A 19,937-nucleotide genomic window follows, 5' to 3' on the forward strand; every position below is an offset into this window, starting at 1 on the left:
TTTAAGCGGGAGAATTAACGCCTGATAAGCAGGGTAAGCACTTCGTAATGGGCAGTATGGGGAAACATATCAAACAGTTGCACGCGCGCAACGCGGTAATCCGCCAGCGCGGCGAAATCCTTCGCCATCGTCTGCGCATTACAGCTGGAGTAGATGATCCACGGCGGCGCCATGCGGCTCAGGTAGTCACACAGCTCTGCGCCAATGCCGCGGCGCGGCGGGTTGACCAGCACCAGATCCGGCACCGACTCCTGCGCGGTGGCGAAACGGGTTGAATCGAGTGCCTGAAAGTGAAGATTGTGCAGACCCAGCGCCTCGGCGGATTGCGTTGCACAGGCGATCGCTTCCGGCGCGATCTCAATCCCGGTCAGCTTCATCTCCGGCGTGGCGCAGTGCAGGCCAAAGCCGCCAACGCCGCAGAAGAGATCCCACATATGGTTAACCGGAAGCTGGCGCACCCAGTCGCGCGCCGTGGCGTAGAGCTGGCTGGCGACCGCCGGGTTGGTCTGGAAAAAACTCTGCGGGCGAATAGCGAGCGGCACACCGTTGAAGTTCTCCGCCAGCGCCTGCTGGTCGGTAAGAAAGATCTCCCTCTCCCCTTCCATGATCGCCATATGCACCGGCTGGATATTTACCGAGATCACCTTTAGCTGCGGCAGCTGCGCCTGTAACGCTGGCAGCGCGGCGCACAGTTGCTCAATTTTCGCCTCTGAGCGCAGTACAAAACGCAGCATCATGCCGCCGTCGAGCTGGCTCTCGGTCAATAAGAGGTATTTCAGTTCACCACGTTTGCGCGCCACGTTATAGGGCGTTAACCCGGCGCGGGCGATAAAGGGTTTCAGAGCGGCAAATACCGGGGCGAAGGTCTCCGGGTAGAGCGGGCACGCGGTGAGGTCTTCCGGCGTCCCGTCGCGGTGCAGCATGCCGAGCAACGGTTTTTCAACGCTGCCGCTGACTACCATTTTGGCTTTATTACGAAAGCCCTGCTCCGGGCCGCGCACCGGCTCGCACCATGACTCCACCGCAAAGGGGGCGAGCAATGCGCGCAGATGATCCATCTTGGCGGAGAGTTGCAACGGGAGCGGCTGGTCGATCCACTCACAGGAGCGGCAGCGACCGGCGTCGAAGAGAGCGCACTGCATAGATAAAGCCTTTCAATTTGCGGGGGCGGGATTGTACCACCGTTATTGCAGGCGGAAAAAGCGTCGGCTCGGCGTCGGCACAAAGAGCAGGAACAGCACCAGCAGATCGGGGAGCTTTTGCATTATCAGGGAGTGGAAGATCTCACGGCGCGAACTGCCGGCGATGCTGAAGAGTTCCGGGTAGCCATAGCCCAGTGACGCGGCCCACAGGTAGGCGGTCGAGGTGAGTTGCGTTACCAGATAGAGCCAGCGCGCCCAGCGCCGCCCTTTTATCACCGAGAAGGCGCAGAGGATCTCGACAAAGACCAGCATCAGGCTGCCAAGGAAGATCAGCGTCAGGCTCCAGGTCTGGGCGCTGCGGTGCACGAAGTCGAGCAGCCCGCGCCAGCCGAGCAGGTTCATGATCATCAGCACGTCGACACAGCGAATGGTAATGATGGCGATAGCCGCCACCTGAACCAGCGCCGGTATATTTGGCGTCGCGTGGTGCGTGGTTTTGTTGAAGAACCCCAATTCCATGATTTCCCTGTGAAAAATGCCGCGCAAGCGCGGCATCAACGACACAATTTCCAGATTCTAATGAGTTCAGCCCTGTCTTGCACGCTGGATATCACGCTGGCGCTGTTTTTCCGTTCTCGCCATCAGGAACCAGGCAATAAGACCGACAATCCCCACCACGCCGAGAATAATCGATGCCAGCGCGTTGATCTCCGGGTTGACCCCCATTCTCACGCTGGAGAAGACCAGCATCGGCAGCGTAGTGGCACCAGGACCGGAGACAAAACTGGCGATCACCAGGTCATCCAGTGACAGGGTAAAGGCCAGCAGCCAGCCGGAGACAATCGCCGGCATGATCATCGGCAGCGTAATCACAAAGAAGACCTTCAGCGGCGTTGCGCCAAGATCCATCGCCGCCTCTTCAATTGAGCGATCCAGCTCGCGCAGCCGCGAGGAGATCACCACCGCGACATAGGCGGTACAGAAAGTAACGTGCGCCAGCCAGATGGTGAGCATGCCGCGATCCGCTGGCCAGCCGATAGCGTGTGCCAGCGCGACAAACAGCAGCAGCAGCGACAGGCCGGTGATCACATCCGGCATTACCAGTGGCGCGGTGATCATAAAGGCGAAACCGTTCGCGCCGCGAAAGCGCCCAAAGCGCACCATCACTACCGCCGCAATGGTGCCTAAAATCACCGCCATCGTCGCCGCGCAGGCAGCAATCGTCAGGCTTAAGCCCACCGCGCTCATCATCGCGTCATCGTGGAACAGCTCGCTATACCAGCGCGTTGACCACCCTGCCCACACCGTCACCAGTTTTGAGCTGTTAAAAGAGTAGACCACCAGCATCAACATGGGGGCATAAAGGAAGGTGAAACCTATCACCAGGATCAGGATGCGCCAGGGTGAACGCACTACCGGTAAATTGCTCATGCCTTCTCCCCCGTCTGTTTCTGCTGATGCTTGTGGAACCACATGATCGGCACAATCAACAGCAGCAGCATGATCACCGCCACCGCCGAGGCCACCGGCCAGTCGCGGTTATTAAAGAACTCCTGCCACAGCACGCGGCCAATCATAATGCTGTCCGGCCCGCCGAGCAGCTCCGGGATCACGAACTCACCGACCGCCGGAATAAACACCAGCATAGAACCGGCGATAATTCCACCTTTGGTCAGCGGCACAATCACGCTGAAGAAGGTTTTCAGCGGACGCGCGCCAAGATCGAGGGAGGCTTCCACCAGCGAGTAGTCAATACGCGTCAGCGCGGTGTAGATCGGCAGCACCATAAAGGGCAGATAGGCATAGACAATGCCGATGTAGACCGCGAGATTGGTGTGCAGAATGGTCAGCGGCTGATCGATAACCCCCAGCCAGAGCAGAAAGTTATTCAGCACGCCGTTGTTTTTCAGGATCCCCATCCAGGCGTAAACGCGGATCAGAAACGAGGTCCACGACGGCAAAATCACCAGCAGCAGCAGGATATTGCGCGTCGACGGCTTACTGTGCGCCACCGCCCACGCCAGCGGATAGCCGAGAAGCAAGCAGCAGATGGTCGAGATGCCCGCCACCTGCAACGACTGCAAATAGGCTTCGATATAGAGCGGATCGTCGGTCAGTTGCAGGAAATTGCCGAGATTAAGCGTAATCGTCAGTTGCCCGTCGGCCCACTCCAGCAGATCGGTATAGGGTGGGATTTGACGCGCCATCTCCGCGAGGCTGATTTTGAAGACGATCAAAAACGGCAGCAGAAACAGCAGCGTCAGCCAGATATAGGGCAGCGCAATCACCAGCTTGCGCCCGTGGCGCATTTGCAGGCGCGCCAGCCACAGCTTTACACCGCCCGGTTTTGTTACGCGGGCCGGTGGCTCGAGTGTACTCATCGCCGCTCCTTAAACCGTCAGAACCACACAACTGTCGGCATCCCAGCAGAGACGCACTTCATCGCCCCATGTTGGCGCGCCTTTGCGGTAGCGATGCGCGTTTTGCAGCTGGGCACTGATCATCTGCCCGCTCTGCAACCGCACGTGATAAATAGAGAGATCGCCAAGGTAGGCGATATGCACCACTTCGCCGACGGCAAAGTTGTAGCCATCGGCCGGCGGATCGTCGCACAGCATGATCTTCTCCGGGCGCAGCGCCACGTAGACCGGCACGTTATCCACCACCGAGGCATCGGGGTCGACTTTCAGCGGATGCACCAGCCCCGGCGACTCAATTACCAGACCATCTTCCTGACGATCCTTCAGCAACCCTTCGAAGACATTGACCGAGCCGATAAACTCGGCGCTGTAACGGGTGGTCGGATGCTCGTAAATCTCTTCCGGCTCGCCAATCTGCACAAACTTACCGCGGTTCATGATGGCGATACGCCCGGCCATGGTCATCGCCTCTTCCTGATCGTGGGTCACCATCACGCAGGTAACGCCGACGCGCTCAAGGATATCGACCACTTCCAGCTGCATGCGGTCGCGCAGCTTTTTATCCAGCGCGCCCATCGGTTCATCAAGCAGCAGCAGTTTTGGCCGCTTGGCGAGGCTGCGCGCCAGCGCCACGCGCTGACGCTGGCCGCCAGAGAGCTGGTGCGGCTTACGTTTGGCAAACTCACTCATATGCACCAGGTGCAGCATTTCGGCGACGCGGCTGGCGATCTCCGCTTTTGGCAGCTTGTCCTGCTTGAGGCCAAAAGCGATATTCTGCTCAACGGTCATGTGCGGGAAGAGCGCGTAGGACTGGAACATCATATTGATCGGGCGCAGGTAAGGCGGCACGTGGGCGAGGTCGACGCCGTCGAGCATAATCTGCCCGTGGGTCGGCTGCTCGAAGCCTGCCAGCATGCGCAGCAGCGTTGATTTACCGCAGCCCGATGCGCCGAGCAGGGCAAAGATTTCGCCTTTATAGATAGTCAGGCTGACATCATCCACGGCGTGCTGGCCGTCGAAGGATTTGGTCAGGTTACGGATCTCCAGCAGCGGCGTCAGAACCTTGCGGCTCTTCGCCTGCGGGCGGGGAATAGCGTCATTCACTACGGTGCTCTCCGGCATAAGCATCACCCTGCTTCAACAGGTTGTCATACAGATGACGGGACAGCAGGTGCGCCCGCTGTCCCGTTTTGGGGCGGCTGCACCGGCGCGGTGCAGCGCTTTCACCAGTCAGGTGATTGATTTATTTGCCGCTTTTGACTTTCGTCCAGGCGCGGGTACGTACGCGGTCGATTTTCGGCTCCTGCACTTTCAGCGTGAAGAGCTTGGCGAATACATCCGGCGGCGGGAAGATCGCCGGGTTGTTACGCACCTCTTCGCTGATCAGCGGTACAGAAGCTTTGTTGCCGTTCGCGTAGTAGACGTGGTCACTGATGTGCGCCATCACGTCGGGACGCATCAGGTAGTTAAGGAACTGGTAGGCTTCATCGGTGTTTTTGGCATCTTTCGGCATGGCGAAGACGTCAAAGAAGGCCAGCGCCCCTTCCTTCGGAATGATGTAGTTGATGTTAACGCCGTTCTTCGCCTCTTTCGCACGGTTAGCCGCCTGCCAGACGTCGCCCGCCCAGCCAATGGCTACGCAGATATCGCCGTTAGCGAGATCGTTAATGTATTGCGAAGAGTGGAAGTAGCGGATATTCGGACGCAGCTTCAGCAGCAGATCTGTCGCCGGGCCGGTGTAATCATCCGCTTTGGTGCTGTTAGGATCTTTGCCGAGGTAGTTCAGCACGGTGGCGAAAATCTCTTCCGGCGCATCGAGGAAGGAGACGCCGCAGCTCTTCAGCTTCTCAAGGTTTTCCGGCTTCAGCACGACATCCCAGCTATCGATCGGCACATCTTTGCCGAGCACCGCTTTGACTTTATCAACGTTGTAGCCAATACCGGTGGTCGCCCACAGATAAGGGAAAGCGTATTTGTTATCCGGGTCGTGTTTCGCGACCATCTTCAACACTTCCGGATCGAGGTTTTTCCAGTTCGGCAGCTTGCTCTTATCGAGCGGCTGGAAGACCCCCGCCGAGAGCTGGCGCTCAAGGAAACTGGCGGACGGCACGACGAGATCGAACCCGGTGCTGCCGGCCATTAATTTGCCTTCCAGCACTTCGTTGGAGTCGAAGACGTCGTAAACCACTTTAATGCCGGTCTCTTTCTCAAAATTTGCGACGGTGTCCGGCGCAATATAGTCAGACCAGTTGTACACATGCAGCGTCTTTTGCCCGGCGGCGAGCGTGCCGGCAGAGAGAGCCATTAACGCACCCGCAACAACACCCGATACCCATTTTTTTCTTGAGGCACTCATATCTCATTCCTTCTGGAAAGCTCGTTAAGCTACGAACTACATCTACGCTTTCTGGGATATGCAAGATTCATGCATAGTTTGTCACTCTGCTCTGCGCCAGAGAACAAAATCGCTCCGGCAGACGCCGCACGCTTTTTAAAGCAGCGCAAGAATAACTGTAGCCAGGGTTTGAGGCTATAGGGCAGATAAAAAACCGCCTTTTATCAATTTTTTATGCAATAAGTCTCTATGGGATAAGCCAGAAGCGGAGGAATGATGGTGAATCATTCTTTAAAGAAAGGTTAAATGCAGAATAAAAAATGTGGCAGCGCAACCGCTGTGGTAGTGGCTGCGCTAATTGATGCGGGAATCAGTGGAGAAAATTGTTCGGCTCTTCGTCGCCGGAAAGCGAATCTTCCTCGCCCGGCGTGAAAAGCAGCTGGTGCGCATTGGCTTCCATAATCACCATCGAGACCTGCTCTTCGCTCTGGCGCATAAACCATGCGAACTGCTCAAAGGCGACGCCGGGGCCGATGCTGAGCGTCTGACACACCACCAGCTTCGGCAGATTATCATCCTGCATATCGAGGAAAGCTTTGACCGTCAGCGAGCTGGCGTTGATCGCCGAAAGATCCGCCGCCAGCGCCAGCAACGCAGAGGGTTTTACTTCCGCCATGGCGGTAAAAAGCAGAACATCATTGACCAGGTCGACTTTCGCATCGAACACGCCGTCAAAATTCTGCATATGTGGCAGGTGCAGCGCCTGGCAGGTGTCGCACTCAAAGAAGTTAATGCTGAGTTGATCAAGCCATTGGCGAAGCGTGTCCAGACCGGGGACGACCAGTGAATCCATAGAAAACGTGCTCTGTTGGGAAAAAAATTGCCCATAGCTTACGCAAAAAGCCGTGGGCGCACCATGCTCAGGCAGGAAAATCCTCTTAGCCGCCGGTTTTCAGGCAGAATCCCGGCATCGCCTGGCGCTCGATCCAGTGGATCATTCGCCCGGCAATATCCAGCCCGGTGGCTTTTTCGATCCCTTCAAGCCCCGGCGAGGCGTTGACTTCCATTACCAGCGGGCCGCGGTTGGCGCGCAAAATATCGACCCCTGCGACATCCAGCCCGAGCGTGTGCGCCGCGGCCAGCGCGATCTCCCGCTCGCGCGGCGTGATCTCGACCACGGTCGCCTGCCCGCCGCGGTGCAAATTGGAGCGGAAATCCCCCGCTTTCGCCCGCCGCTCAATTGCTGCCACCACTTCGTTGCCGATCACCAGGCAGCGAATGTCGCACCCTTTTGCTTCCTCAATAAACTCCTGCACCAGAATATGGGCGTTGAGGCCGCGAAAGGCGTCAATCACGCTCTCTGCCGCCTGGCGGGTCTCCGCCAGCACCACGCCGATCCCCTGCGTCCCTTCCACCAGCTTCACCACCAGCGGCGCGCCGCCGACCATATCGATCAGATCGCTGGTGTCGTCGGGCGAATGGGCAATGCCGGTAACCGGCAGATCGATCCCCTGGCGCGCCAGTAGTTGCAGGGAGCGCAACTTGTCGCGGGCGCGGGTGATGGCGACCGATTCGTTGAGCGGATAGCTGCCGAGGATCTCAAACTGGCGCAGCGCGGCGGTGCCATAAAAGGTGATGGCCGAGCCGATGCGCGGGATCACCGCATCATAATGGGGAAGCTGGCGGCCTTTGTAGTGAATCGAGGAGGCAGCCGGGGTGATGTTCATATAACAGGAGAGCGGATCGAGGATCTCAATCTGGTGCCCGCGCTGCACAGCGGCTTCACGCAGGCGTTTACAGGAGTAAAGCGTTCCATCCCGGGATAATACGGCTATTTTCACCCTGCACCTCGCGCAGAAGACCAGTTAAAAGCCTGCGTATGATACACGCAGCACGGGGCAGGATGAACGGGTATTAGCGCGTTGCCCAGCCCTGTTTATGCAAATAGTCGAGAATAAACGGACGGCTCTCTTTAATGATGGTGCGACGGATATGATCGCTCCAGTTATCGCGGCGCTTATTGCTGTCGCGCGTCATATAGTAGTGCTCCAGCTCCGCGTCATACTCCGCCAGTTTCTTTTCATCGAGCGGCTGGTAGTGGTTTTCATGTACCAGCATGGCAGCCGGCATACGCGGTTTGATATCCGGGTTATCGGCAGGCCAGCCGAGGCAGAGACCAAACAGCGGCAGCACCTGCTTCGGAATACGCAGCAGTTCGCCGACCGCTTCGATATTGTTACGGATGCCGCCGATGTAGACGCCGCCCAGCCCCAGCGACTCCGCGGCGGTAAAGGCGTTTTGCCCCATGATTGCCGTATCGACCACGCCGAGCAGTAGTTGCTCCGCGAGACCCGGTTTTGCTTCCGGGCAGATCTCAAAGTTGCGGTGGAAATCGGCGCAGAAGATCCAGAACTCGGCCGCCTGTGCGATATGCGGTTGTCCGCCTGCTAACGTCACCAGTTGCTCGCGCATGGCCGGATCGGTGATGCGGATAATGGAGCTGCACTGCAAAAAGCTGGAGGTCGATGCCGCCTGAGCGCTGGCGATAATCGCCTCGCGCTGTGCGTCCGTAATAGGCTCATCGGTAAAGTGGCGAATGGAACGATGGGCGCACAGCAATTCAATAGTAGGTGTCATGTTGAATAATCCCCCAGTTAAACAAGTCGTTCAGTATAGGCTAAGCCGCTGCGCTCGTTGTAAGCGGAAGTTGCGAACAACCTGTCAGACGCGCCGCCGCGCGCGCGCAATCCGGTAAACGAAGTCGCAGCCAAGGCCGCCGAGAGCGCACCAGAACATGGCGCTAAAGAGCCAGGCCACCTCCTGCCAGAAGGTGCGTACCGGGGTGAATAAAATATGAATCAAAATATAACAAAGGGGTGCGGCGAGCAGCGCGCCCACCAGCGGCACGATGGCACGGCGTCGGCGGGAGACCAGACCGCCCAGGATGCCTGGCAGGGTAAAGAGCAGCAAACCGGTCGCCGGATCGCCAGGCGCGGGCAGTTTGCCCTGCATATTCATCACCAGAGAGAGACAAATTGCGATAAAAAGGAGACCACAGCAGATAACGCCGAACCAACTACGCCTGTTCTTCAAACACGCCTCCTGACTTTTTCTCTATCGACGTTTACACCGTTTTAAAGAATGTCGGACGGATAAAGCGTTGCGGCAATTATTGCCTGAATGGCACCCGTGCAAACAGACGATTGTCACTAGCCGTTGTTATGCAATGAGATTAAACTAACGGCCAGTTTATGTTTTGTGCGGGGTGTCTGGTGTTGCACGGCTTTAATTTATCCGCCAGCGCATAGGCAAAACACTAGCTCAAATCACCATTTCTATCAACAGCTTACAAGTAAACAAGAAGTTAGACTCCGTGAATATAAACGTCGCAGATTTGTTAAATGGGAATTACATACTGTTATTGTTTGTGGTTCTGGCGCTTGGGCTTTGCCTTGGAAAATTACGACTTGGATCTATCCAACTGGGTAATTCTATTGGCGTTTTAGTCGTTTCTTTATTATTAGGCCAGCAACATTTCAGCATTAACACCGATGCCCTGAACCTCGGCTTTATGCTGTTTATTTTCTGCGTTGGCGTCGAAGCCGGACCTAACTTTTTCTCAATTTTTTTCCGCGACGGTAAGAATTACCTGATGCTGGCGCTGGTATTAGTCGGTAGCGCGCTGTTGATTGCGCTCGGTCTCGGCAAACTCTTCGGCTGGGATATCGGCTTAACCGCCGGGATGCTCGCCGGCTCGATGACCTCGACGCCGGTTCTGGTTGGCGCGGGCGATACGCTGCGCCACTCGGGCATGGAGAGCAGCCAGCTTGCCAGCGCGCTGGACAACCTCAGCCTCGGCTACGCCTTAACGTATCTGATTGGTCTGGTGAGCCTGATCTTTGGCGCGCGCTACTTGCCGAAGTTACAGCACCAGGATTTACAGACCAGCGCCCAGCAGATCGCCCGCGAGCGCGGGCTGGATACCGATGCTCACCGCAAAGTCTACCTGCCGGTGATCCGCGCCTATCGCGTCGGGCCGGAGCTGGTGGCCTGGGCAGATGGCAAAAATCTGCGCGAGCTGGGGATCTATCGCCAGACCGGCTGCTATATCGAGCGTATTCGCCGCAACGGTATTCTCGCCAACCCGGACGGGGACGCGGTATTGCAGATGGGCGATGAGATCTCGCTGGTCGGCTACCCGGACGCCCATGCGCGCCTCGACCCAAGTTTCCGTAACGGTAAAGAGGTGTTCGACCGCGACCTGCTGGATATGCGCATCGTCACCGAAGAGGTGGTGGTGAAAAACCACAATGTGGTCGGCCGCCGCCTGGCGCAGCTGAAGCTGACCGATCACGGCTGCTTCCTTAACCGCGTGATCCGCAGCCAGATTGAGATGCCGATCGACGACAATATCGTGCTCAACAAAGGGGACGTGTTGCAGGTGAGCGGCGATGCGCGGCGCGTGAAAACCATCGCTGACCGCATCGGCTTTATCTCCATTCACAGCCAGGTGACCGACCTGCTCGCCTTCTGCGCCTTCTTTATCGTCGGCCTGATGATCGGCATGATCACCTTCCAGTTCAGCTCCTTCAGCTTCGGCGTCGGTAACGCCGCCGGTCTGCTCTTCGCTGGCATCATGCTCGGCTTCCTGCGCGCGAACCACCCGACGTTTGGTTATATTCCGCAGGGCGCGCTGATGATGGTAAAAGAGTTCGGCCTGATGGTGTTTATGGCCGGGGTCGGTTTAAGCGCCGGGAGCGGCATCGGCAACGGCCTTGGCGTTGTCGGCGGACAGATGCTGATCGCCGGCTTGCTTGTCAGCCTCGTACCAGTGCTGATCTGCTTCCTGTTTGGTGCCTACGTGCTGAAAATGAACCGCGCCCTGCTCTTCGGCGCGATGATGGGCGCACGCACCTGCGCACCGGCAATGGAGATCATCAGCGATACCGCGCGCAGCAACATCCCCGCGCTGGGCTATGCTGGCACCTACGCCATCGCCAACGTGCTGCTTACCCTCGCCGGGACATTGATCATCATTATCTGGCCAGGACTCGGATAACTCCGAAGCTAAGAAATATTTCGCTTATACGCAGAACTTTTTTGTGGGGTGTCAGTCATAACTAGTGCCACTGCTTTTCTTTGATGTCCCCCGATTGTGGAGCCCATCAACCCCGCCGCTTAGGTTCAAGGTTGATGGGTTTTTTGTTGCCTGAACTTTACTGCCACATTAAATCAAACGCTTACATGACTACTCATATATGCACAGCGACAAAGTGGCGGCTGAGGTTTTGCTATAACGCCGTAAGTCATTGCGCTATGCGATTTCGATCGCGTATAGCACTTCAACCAAATCAACTGCGCTAACATCATCCCAGCGCCAATAATATGGCAAAGAACTTGTTCCGGACTCCCTTCCTAAAACTTTCTGACAGATAGCCTGATGATCGGCTGAAGCGGAAACCCATACGGCTCCACCCTGTTGGCAAAAGTATGTTGAGCCTCTCAAACCGTCCCGCTGAATGCGTTTCTTCCATGTATCTACGTGCTGGGTCGTCACTTTTAAACTCATACCTCCCCCTCAGTAAATCAAGCATTTCCATATGATGATCCCATAGAATGACCGGAATCAATCAGCGTGGAGAATATCAGTGTTTGATTTTTATCCTGAGAAGACATTTAGCAGAGCAGAGGTCATGAGCCGACCTACACCAGTCCCAGCCATCAACGGTGTCTATTTCTGGTGGTTCAAAGAAATCCCACCCGGCGTTCCGACTGAAGGTTGCATCACTCAGGATGGTTATACCCTGCTCTATGTTGGTATTTCGCCTGATAAAAAGGGCAAACCGAACAGCCGGGCCAATCTTAAAACACGCATCAGAACTCATTACAGTGGTAATGCCGAGGGCTCTACGCTCAGACGAACGCTCGGTGTATTACTTGCGACGGAAAGCAATTATCCCCTTCGCCGGGTTGGCTCCGGAACCAGAACGACATTTACCCATTCAGGTGAGCAATGGCTCGATCGGTGGATGGAACACAATGCAAAAGTTTCCTGGATAGCAGACGAGGAACCATGGCTACTGGAAGGAATTTTAATTGCCAACATTCCTCTACCGTTAAATATTCAGGATAACAACCATGCTTTTAAGCCAATACTGTCGGCAATGCGTAGCAAAGCCATGGCAGAGGCCAAAATCATGGAGATCGCAGACGAAGCAGGATTTAGCAGGCGTCGAATTGTAGAGATGGAAGCCAGCAATAAAGGTATCTGCTAACAATACTCAATGGCGGCAAAAGTCGGCGCTAACCCTTAATTGCCGCCTAAACTTTAAAAATCCATCCTAAACCACATCGCCCACAGCATATAAACCCCAGCGATCAGGAAGAAGCCTCGGTAGACGTTAACAATCCCTGACTGGTTGCGCAGGTAAAACTTAAGCGGGTTACGGTGCAGATTGGCTGCATTATGGGTGGTGTGAAACTGCGTCATTTTCTCTGCACCTTTGCCCGCGAGTGCGATAAAAAAGCTCAGGGCCATAATCGCCATCAGCACCATATAGCTTTTTAGCAGGATCGTCATGGCTGTGACCGTCATCGCGCTGGAGTGGTGTTTAACCAGCACAACCCCCTGTTTGCTCAGCACCATCGCGCCGATATTCAGCGCCAGATGCACCACTATGAATATCCCGAAGTATTTCGCATTCGTTTTAAAGGTGTTTTTGAGGGTAACGTTGAATACCCACGCAAAAAGCGCTGCCGTCGACGCTAACCACATGATTGTGTTGATAATCATCCCTTCCCTGCCTGCATCACGTTGCTTAAGTCATAAAAAAGGGCCGTAGCGGCCCGGGAAGCGGGTATCCTGCCATCAATCGCGCAGCGTGTTAAAAACTTTTTCGTCTACCCCTCTGTCACGGCATAGCAACATTCCCTCGTGTGAGGTTCGGCTTAGACTGAAGCGTTGACCATCAAAGTAGAGCCCGAAGCCTTTTGTGCCGCAGGTTGATGGGTCTTTAACTCGCCAGATCTTCTGCTCATCCGCCGTAAGCGGATTGCCGAGAATGATAAACAGCGCCTTAATACCGTCTCGCGGATAGGCGAAATGTTTAGGTTGCGTTCCCGCGCCGTACAGGAAGTAGCATGGCGAATGGAGGTCAAGCCCGTAACGCTTTATCGCCCCATCGGGTGAGGTGACGCTTAACTGGCACTTTTCACCCTCGTTCTGCAACGCCAGGGCGTGCGCTTCATAGGTAAAACTGTCGGTGGTAGTGGATTGCGCATAACTCACATTGCTGGCCAGCAACAATGCCGCTGCGGTCTGCATGATAAATTTCACGTCTAATGCTCCCTCAATAAGCTATTACACCAATGTATCATTAACGTAACCGTATGCATTTTCTTAATTATATTGAGTAACCTCATGGCTGTTATTCACCTCCTGCCACCGTAACCACGCAAAAAATGCTAGTGTTACTTCACCTTACTTTTTTTGATGTGAATCTATGACTGAAAACGCCACCCGAAAAGCCCTGCGCCATCGCTTATGGGCGCTGTTCACCTTCTTCTTTCTCCCCGGATTATTAATGGCCTCATGGGCGTCACGCACGCCGGCGATCCGCGATGTGCTCTCGGTCTCGACGGCTGAAATGGGCGCGGTGCTGTTTGGTCTGTCGGTCGGGTCGATGAGCGGCATTCTCTCATCGGCATGGCTGGTGAAGCGCTTCGGGGCGCGCAAAGTGATCCGCGCCAGCATGTCCTTCTCGGTGCTCGGGATGGTGATTTTAAGTATCGCCCTGTGGTTCGCCTCGCCGCTGCTCTTTGCCGTTGGTCTGGCTTGCTTCGGCGGCAGCCTGGGCGCGGGCGAAGTGGCGATGAATATTGAAGGCGCGGTGGTTGAGCAGGAGATGAACAAAACCGTGCTGCCGATGATGCACGGCTTTTACAGCCTTGGCACGCTGGTTGGCGCAGGCGTCGGGATGTCGTTAACTGCCCTTGGCATCAGCGCGAATCTGCACATTCTGCTGGCGGCGCTGGTGGCGATTGTGCCGATTATTCTGGCGATCTCCGCCGTGCCGGAGGGGACCGGGCAAAACAGCGCCGAAGAGCACGCGAACCGTCAAAAAGGGATGCCCTTCTGGCGCGATACGCAACTGCTGTTAATTGGCGTAGTGGTGCTGGCGATGGCGTTCGCTGAAGGCTCGGCTAACGACTGGCTACCGCTGCTGATGGTGGATGGTCACGGCTTCAGCCCTACTTCCGGCTCGCTGATCTACACCGGTTTTACGCTCGGCATGACCACCGGGCGCTTCTGCGGCGGCTGGTTTATCGACCGCTACAGCCGCGTCGCCGTGGTGCGCGCCAGCGCGATAATGGGCGCACTGGGCATCGGCCTGATTATTTTTGTCGACAGCGCCTGGGTGGCGGGCTTCTCGGTCATTTTGTGGGGATTAGGCGCATCGCTCGGCTTCCCGCTGACCATCTCGGCGGCCAGCGATACCGGGCCGGATGCCGCGACGCGCGTCAGCGTGGTGGCAACAACGGGTTACCTTGCTTTCCTCGTTGGCCCGCCGCTGCTCGGCTTCCTCGGCGAGCACTACGGATTGCGCAGCGCGATGCTGGTGGTGCTTGGCCTGGTGCTAATTGCCGCGCTGGTGGCGCGCGCGGTGGCAAAACCGGAACCACAAGCCCAGGCGGAACTCGGTTAATAATGCGGCGGCGGCCTGCGGGCTGCCGCCTTATCCTTCCAGCGAATTCCCCATGCGCTTATCGCGCAAAAACACCACCATCAGCCCCAGCCAGATAATACCGTTCAGCAGGTTGAACAGGCTGAACAACCCGTTACCGCCGATCAGCCAGGCATGTTTACTCACCTCAATACCGACGGTGAAGATAAACATCTGCAACATGCCCATCGCCGCTGACACCGTGCCCTTGCTCATCTCGCTGGCGAACAGCGTCAGGCGCACCAGCCCGGCGTTGGCAAGGCCAATCCCGAAGGCGTAAACGCTTAACCCGGCCGTCATCCACAAATAGGCGTGGGAAGAGGCAAATGTGGCAACCGCTGCCAGCAGCAGGCCAGCAACGATCGGCCAGCCGCCAAGAATGATCAGCGCGCGCACGGTGCGCCGCGAAGTCAGCCGCGCCAGCACCAGGTTGCCCACAATCAGCGCGCCGAAAATCGGCACCTGCAACAGGCCGTACTCATAGCTGCTGAGCTGCTCGCCGCTGATGATAATAATCGGCGACTGGGCAATCCACGCCAGCAGCGGCAGGCTGACAAAGCCGATAGCCAGCGCGCCCGCGACAAAGCGCACGTTTTTCAGCACCTCGGCGTAATCACGCCACAGGGATTTAAACGAGAGCTTCTCGCCAAGTCGTGTGGCAGTCTCCGGCATCGCTCGCTGAAGCCCGAAGAAAGAGAAGGCCGCCAGCAGCGCAAAGAGGACGAACATCCCCTCCCACGGCGCGGCATGCACCCAGGCCGCACCTACCAGCGGGCCAAGCAATGGCGCAATCAGCGCGACGTTCGCCATCAGGGCGGTGATCTTGATACAGACCGCCTCCTCAAACGACTCCTGAATCGCCGCGTACCCCACGGCGCCAATAAAGCAGAGGCTAATACCCTGTAAAAAGCGCAGCAGCGTGAACTGCTCAATATTCTGCGCCAGCAGCGTCGCAAGGCAGGTGACAATAAACCACACCACGCCGGTAAGCATCACCGGGCGACGGCCGATGCGGTCGGAGAGCGGCCCTAACAGCCACTGTAAGAACATGCCGCCCGCCAGGTAGGCGGTCATCGAGGTCGGAACCCACTCAATGCCCGCGTTATATTGCTCGACCACCGTTAACATACCGGGCTGAATCATATCGTTGCCGATATAGGTGGAGAATTCGTAAAGCACCAGACAGAGGGGGAATAACAGCGCCCGTCGTCCCAGACGTTGGCCGGAAAGGGTATGGTTTTGCATGCAATCTCTTCCTTTGAAAAATCGCGCAGAGTGTAATCAATGCCACCGCGCGACGGTAGTGAATTCTCCCGTAAAAACAGATAAAGCACTTATTCACTCGTTTAAGGTTTGCTTAAGTGACAGGGCGTACTCTGAGACCAGGAATCGTCTAACTCTCTGCGGAGTAAGACAAAACCCCTTTACCCTGTGCCGCACCACTTTTATGGTGAGCGCTTTGATCAATCCGGACTGTCATCAAAGAGTAATCTGTCTATGTTAGAGAGCCTGAATCACACCCTGTTCTACTGGATTAACGCCACGCCCGACTCGCCAGCCTGGCTCCTGACCGTCGCCCACTTTATTGCCAAAGATCTGATCAATATCGTGCCGCTGCTGGCGGTTGGTCTCTGGCTATGGGGGCCGCGCAGCCAGGTCAGCGCCCAGCGTCAGCTGGTGATCAAAGTGGCGCTGGCGATCGTGGTCAGCCTCTCGCTCTCATGGATTTTAGGCCATACCTTTCCCCACGACAGGCCTTTTGTCGATCATGTTGGTTATAACTTCCTGCCACACGCGGCGGATGACTCCTTCCCGAGCGATCACGGAACGGTGATCTTCACCTTTGCCGTCGCGTTTCTTGCCTGGCACCGTTTCTGGTCCGGCGCAGCCCTGATGGTGACGGCGTTCGCCATCGCCTGGTCACGCGTTTATCTTGGCGTCCACTGGCCGCTGGATATGCTCGGCGGCTTGCTGGTCGGCATCTGCGGCTGCCTGAGCGCACAAATTCTGTGGCAGGCCTTCGGCGAGAAAATTTATCACACCGCGCAGCAGATCTATCGCCTCTGTTTTGCCTTGCCGATCCGTCGCGGCTGGGTGCGTGACTAAGCGCCAGGGCGCAGGTAAGATAAAGGCCCCGCTTATGCGGGGCTTTCTTTTATTCGGGTGAATTATGGAAACAAGACGTGACGAGCGGATCAACCAGCTGCTGGCAGCGCTCAAGCGCAGCGATAAGCTGCATCTGAAAGAGGCAGCCAGCCTGCTGGGCGTTTCTGAAATGACCATTCGTCGCGATCTCAGTGCCAACAGCGCTCCGGTAGTGCTGCTCGGGGGCTATATTGTGCTCGAACCGCGCTCCGCCAGCCACTATCTGTTGAGCGATCAGAAAAACCGCCTCGTCGAGGAGAAGCGCCGTGCCGCAAAGCTCGCCGCTGCCCTGCTGCAACCGCACCAGATGGCCTTTTTTGACTGCGGCACCACCACGCCGTGGATTATTGATGCGCTGCCTCAGGATCTGCCCTTCACCGCCGTCTGCTACTCGCTGAACACCTTTCTGGCGCTGCAGGAGAAACCGTTGTGCCGCGCCATTCTCAGCGGTGGCGAATTTCACGCCAGCAACGCCATTTTCAAGCCGCTGAACTTCAATGAAACCCTGAGCAACCTGCGCCCGGACATCGCTTTCTACTCGGCGGCGGGCGTGCACACGGAACAGGGCGCGACCTGCTTTAACCTTGAAGAGCTGCCGGTAAAACACTGGGCGATGAACAGCGCGCAGCGTCATGTGCTGGTGGTCGATCACAGTAAATTTGGCAAAGTGCGCCCGGCCTGCATGGGCGCGTTAAACCGTTTCGACGTGATTGTCAGCGACCGCCGGCCGGATGATGGTCTGGTCAGCGCGGCGAAAAAAGAGCAGATCACCCTTCTCTACTGACCGCGCCCGCCGGGCACGGTCACCACGGCTACGAGAACCAGCTACCAAACCACTGGTGGAACTTCAGCAGGACAAAATCCCATATCCGGCCAACGAAGCCCGCTTCATTCACCGCTTCCATCACCACCAGCGGGCGCTGCTCAATGGTTTTATCATTGAGCTGGAAGTTGATGGTGCCCACCACCTGCCCCTTTTTCAGCGGCGCTTCAAGCTCCGGCTGGTTGAGGGTGAAGCTCGCTTTCAGGTTTTTAAACTGCCCTTTGGGAATGGTGATCGATCCCGCCTCGCCCGCGCCGAGCTTCACTTCGCTGCTGTCGCCAAACCAGACGCGCTGGCTGACAAAGGTGGCGTCAGGTTTCACCGGCGTCACCGTTTCGAAAAAGCGGAAACCCCACGTGAGCAATTTTTCTGACTCGTTAAAGCGGATGCGGTCGGTTTTTGCCCCCAGCACCACGGAGATTAGGCGCATGTCGCCCTGCGTTGCTGAGGCGACGAGGTTGTAGCCAGCCCCTTCGGTAGTGCCGGTTTTCATGCCGTCCACGTTCATACTGGTGCTCCACAGCAGCCGGTTGCGGTTTGGCTGGCGGATCTTATTGAAGGTGAACTCTTTCTCTTTATGGATCGCGTACTCGTCTGGCACGTCGTGGATCAGCGCTTTGCCGAGCAGCGCCATATCCCGCGCGGTGCTGAACTGCCCCGGCGCATCAAGCCCGTGGACGGTTTTAAACGTGGTATTGGTCAGCCCGAGCTTTTGCGCATAGCTGTTCATCAGGCTGACGAAGGAGTCCTGGCTGCCAGCAACATAATCGGCAATGGCGATGCTGGCGTCATTGCCGGACTGAATAATGACCCCTTTATTCAGGTCCTCTACCGATACATGGTCGCCCGGCTTCAGGAACATCAGCGATGAGCCACGCAGCGCCGGGTTGCCCGTCGCCCAGGCATCTTTGCCGACGGTGACGGTATCGGTCAGGTGAATTTTTCCCGCTTTCAGCGCCTGGCCGACCACATAGCTGGTCATCAGTTTGGTCAGGCTGGCAGGGTCGAGTTTTTCATCGGCGTTGCCCTCGGCCAGCACTTTGCCGCTGGCGTAATCCATCAGGATCCACGCACGGGCATCGACCGGTGGCGCGGCAGGCGTCTGTTCCACTGCATATAACGACGGGGAGAAGAGAAACAACAACGCGGAGCCTGCTGCCAGGCCGCGAAGGGATAGAGAGAACTGCGTCATATAAGCCACCCGAGTATCCTTTCAATAAAACGTCACATCACCGTGCCGTAACAAACGGTGAGTAATAACGCACAAACGAAACGAAAAAAACCGCTACTGGGTAAAGTTTTTAAAGTTTACGCAATAACAGCCTGTTGCGCGCCTGTTGTGCATTATTTTTCTAAGTCGTTGCCAGAACGTTAAGTTTCGCCCACGATAGATTCACTGAAACACACTTTTGCACGGGGGTAAAAATGATCACGCTGTGGGGACGGAATAATTCGACGAATGTCAAAAAAGTGCGCTGGCTGCTGGATGAACTTGAGCTGCCCTATGAGCATATTCTGGCGGGCCGGGAGTTTGGCGTTAATCACGATCCTGAATATCTGGCGATGAACCCTAACGGGCTGGTACCGCTGCTGCGTGACGACGAAACCGGTGCCGTGCTGTGGGAATCGAACACCATTGTTCGCTACCTGGTCGCGCAGTATGGTCAGAGCCGCCTGTGGCTGGAGTCGCCTGCCGCACGGGCGCAGGGTGATAAGTGGATGGACTGGTCGCTGAGTATGCTGGCCCCCAAACATAGCCCACTGCTGATGAACCTGGTACGAACGGCACCAGAAAAGCGCGATCAGGCGGTGATTGCGTCGTCAAAAGAGGCGCTCGATAGCGCGTTACAGCTGCTTGATAATGAGCTGGCCAATACGTCGTGGCTTTCGGGCGAAGCGTTTGGCTGTGGCGATATCGCCGTCGCACCGTTTATCTATAACCTGTTTAATATTCCTGGCCTGAGCTGGGTCACGCACCCGCATTTGCAGCGCTGGTACGCGCAGCTCTGCGAGCGCCCGGCGTTTCGCCATAACGTGATGATCCCGGTAACGTGATGGCTTGATTGCCGGATGGCGGCTCCGCCTTATCCGGCCTACGCATGCACCATGCTTTTGTAGGCCGGATAAGCGTTAGCGCCATCCGGCAAGACAAACCGCACCTGCCTGTACCGGATAACTGCGCGCCATCCGGCACTCACCCGGCGCAATTACGATGCCGGACTCACCTTCCACAATTCGCCATTGCTCTCGTCGGTTAAGACGTACAAATACCCATCCGGGCCGACGCGCACGTCGCGAATACGATGCTTGCGCTCGCGTAGGCCGGATAAGCGCCAGCGCCATCCGGCA

At 56.7% G+C, this 19,937-nt stretch carries 20 protein-coding genes and 1 pseudogene; 6 read left to right on the forward strand and 15 right to left on the reverse strand.

Translation table 11 applies throughout. The features are described from left to right. Nucleotides 1–14: 14 nt before the first annotated feature. From rlmC to ABIC80_RS09220, 10 genes are all read right to left on the reverse strand, one after another. Complete coding sequence (gene rlmC, locus ABIC80_RS09175; RefSeq protein ID WP_429176725.1) at nt 15–1,142, reverse strand: 23S rRNA (uracil(747)-C(5))-methyltransferase RlmC; 1,128 nt, start codon at nt 1,140–1,142, stop codon at nt 15–17. Between the two features lie 42 nt (nt 1,143–1,184). Next, a complete protein-coding gene (locus ABIC80_RS09180; protein WP_225975621.1) occupies nt 1,185–1,661 on the reverse strand; it encodes a YbjO family protein in 477 nt (158 codons plus the stop codon). Between the two features lie 66 nt (nt 1,662–1,727). Beyond that, on the reverse strand, nt 1,728–2,573 hold the full coding sequence (gene potI / locus ABIC80_RS09185; RefSeq protein ID WP_042716478.1) for a putrescine ABC transporter permease PotI: 846 nt from the start codon (nt 2,571–2,573) through the stop codon (nt 1,728–1,730). Next, nucleotides 2,570–3,523, reverse strand: coding sequence for a putrescine ABC transporter permease PotH (potH, locus tag ABIC80_RS09190; protein ID WP_023481728.1), 954 nt, complete (start codon nt 3,521–3,523; stop codon nt 2,570–2,572). Before potH ends, potI begins: the two co-directional genes overlap by 4 nt. Nucleotides 3,524–3,532: 9 nt before the next feature. Next, nucleotides 3,533–4,666 carry a putrescine ABC transporter ATP-binding subunit PotG gene (gene potG, locus ABIC80_RS09195; protein ID WP_023481693.1) on the reverse strand — a complete coding sequence of 378 codons (1,134 nt, stop codon included), beginning with the start codon at nt 4,664–4,666 and terminating at the stop codon, nt 3,533–3,535. Nucleotides 4,667–4,805: 139 nt separating this feature from the next. Next, nucleotides 4,806–5,918 carry a spermidine/putrescine ABC transporter substrate-binding protein PotF gene (potF, locus tag ABIC80_RS09200; protein ID WP_076769621.1) on the reverse strand — a complete coding sequence of 371 codons (1,113 nt, stop codon included), beginning with the start codon at nt 5,916–5,918 and terminating at the stop codon, nt 4,806–4,808. Between the two features lie 349 nt (nt 5,919–6,267). After that, nucleotides 6,268–6,750 (reverse strand): YbjN domain-containing protein, encoded by a 483-nt coding sequence (locus ABIC80_RS09205; RefSeq protein WP_042718570.1) that lies wholly within the window; start codon nt 6,748–6,750, stop codon nt 6,268–6,270. Between the two features lie 85 nt (nt 6,751–6,835). Further along, nucleotides 6,836–7,738, reverse strand: a complete 903-nt coding sequence (gene rimK / locus ABIC80_RS09210; RefSeq protein ID WP_094420368.1) for a 30S ribosomal protein S6--L-glutamate ligase — start codon at nt 7,736–7,738, stop codon at nt 6,836–6,838. Between the two features lie 73 nt (nt 7,739–7,811). After that, nucleotides 7,812–8,534, reverse strand: coding sequence for an oxygen-insensitive NADPH nitroreductase (gene nfsA / locus ABIC80_RS09215; protein WP_200579289.1), 723 nt, complete (start codon nt 8,532–8,534; stop codon nt 7,812–7,814). Nucleotides 8,535–8,618: 84 nt separating this feature from the next. Then, entirely contained in the window at nt 8,619–8,990 is a 372-nt protein-coding gene (locus ABIC80_RS09220; protein ID WP_094420370.1) for an inner membrane protein YbjM, read from the reverse strand. Between the two features lie 280 nt (nt 8,991–9,270). Between ABIC80_RS09220 and ABIC80_RS09225 the strand changes: the two genes are divergently transcribed. Together ABIC80_RS09225 and ABIC80_RS09230 are read left to right on the forward strand one after the other, a co-directional pair. Further along, nucleotides 9,271–10,956, forward strand: a complete 1,686-nt coding sequence (locus ABIC80_RS09225) for an aspartate:alanine antiporter (RefSeq protein ID WP_023481407.1) — start codon at nt 9,271–9,273, stop codon at nt 10,954–10,956. Nucleotides 10,957–11,545: 589 nt separating this feature from the next. Then, nucleotides 11,546–12,172, forward strand: coding sequence for a GIY-YIG nuclease family protein (locus tag ABIC80_RS09230; protein WP_429176728.1), 627 nt, complete (start codon nt 11,546–11,548; stop codon nt 12,170–12,172). A gap of 53 nt (nt 12,173–12,225) precedes the next feature. On the opposite strand, the gene ABIC80_RS09235 is transcribed toward ABIC80_RS09230, so the two are convergent. Both ABIC80_RS09235 and ABIC80_RS09240 read right to left on the reverse strand, forming a co-directional pair. Continuing rightward, a complete protein-coding gene (locus tag ABIC80_RS09235; RefSeq protein ID WP_429176731.1) occupies nt 12,226–12,690 on the reverse strand; it encodes a hypothetical protein in 465 nt (154 codons plus the stop codon). 75 nt (nt 12,691–12,765) lie between these two features. Continuing rightward, on the reverse strand, nt 12,766–13,233 hold the full coding sequence (locus ABIC80_RS09240; RefSeq protein ID WP_263752870.1) for a hypothetical protein: 468 nt from the start codon (nt 13,231–13,233) through the stop codon (nt 12,766–12,768). 166 nt (nt 13,234–13,399) lie between these two features. Between ABIC80_RS09240 and ABIC80_RS09245 the strand changes: the two genes are divergently transcribed. Beyond that, a complete protein-coding gene (locus ABIC80_RS09245; RefSeq protein WP_429176734.1) occupies nt 13,400–14,602 on the forward strand; it encodes an MFS transporter in 1,203 nt (400 codons plus the stop codon). A 30-nt stretch (nt 14,603–14,632) separates the two neighbouring features. On the opposite strand, the gene ABIC80_RS09250 is transcribed toward ABIC80_RS09245, so the two are convergent. Next, nucleotides 14,633–15,865 (reverse strand): MFS transporter, encoded by a 1,233-nt coding sequence (locus ABIC80_RS09250; protein ID WP_054804045.1) that lies wholly within the window; start codon nt 15,863–15,865, stop codon nt 14,633–14,635. Nucleotides 15,866–16,117: 252 nt separating this feature from the next. On the opposite strand from ABIC80_RS09250, the gene ybjG reads away from it, so the two are divergent. Both ybjG and deoR read left to right on the forward strand, forming a co-directional pair. Next, complete coding sequence (gene ybjG / locus ABIC80_RS09255; RefSeq protein WP_312605336.1) at nt 16,118–16,726, forward strand: undecaprenyl-diphosphate phosphatase; 609 nt, start codon at nt 16,118–16,120, stop codon at nt 16,724–16,726. A gap of 64 nt (nt 16,727–16,790) precedes the next feature. Then, nucleotides 16,791–17,549: a DNA-binding transcriptional repressor DeoR gene (deoR, locus tag ABIC80_RS09260; protein WP_124968939.1), complete on the forward strand. Its 759-nt coding sequence runs from the start codon at nt 16,791–16,793 to the stop codon at nt 17,547–17,549. Between the two features lie 28 nt (nt 17,550–17,577). Here the strand turns inward: deoR and dacC are convergent, their stop codons facing one another. Further along, entirely contained in the window at nt 17,578–18,780 is a 1,203-nt protein-coding gene (gene dacC, locus ABIC80_RS09265; protein ID WP_023481806.1) for a serine-type D-Ala-D-Ala carboxypeptidase, read from the reverse strand. 233 nt (nt 18,781–19,013) lie between these two features. Between dacC and ABIC80_RS09270 the strand changes: the two genes are divergently transcribed. After that, nucleotides 19,014–19,643 carry a glutathione S-transferase family protein gene (locus ABIC80_RS09270; RefSeq protein WP_429176736.1) on the forward strand — a complete coding sequence of 210 codons (630 nt, stop codon included), beginning with the start codon at nt 19,014–19,016 and terminating at the stop codon, nt 19,641–19,643. A 152-nt stretch (nt 19,644–19,795) separates the two neighbouring features. On the opposite strand, the pseudogene ABIC80_RS09275 reads toward ABIC80_RS09270, so the two are convergent. Next, a pseudogene (locus tag ABIC80_RS09275) lies at nt 19,796–19,909 on the reverse strand (PQQ-dependent sugar dehydrogenase); the annotation flags it as partial. Between the last annotated feature and the right edge of the window lie 28 nt (nt 19,910–19,937).

Source organism: Kosakonia sp. 1610, assembly GCF_050435845.1.
GTDB lineage: Bacteria > Pseudomonadota > Gammaproteobacteria > Enterobacterales > Enterobacteriaceae > Kosakonia > Kosakonia cowanii.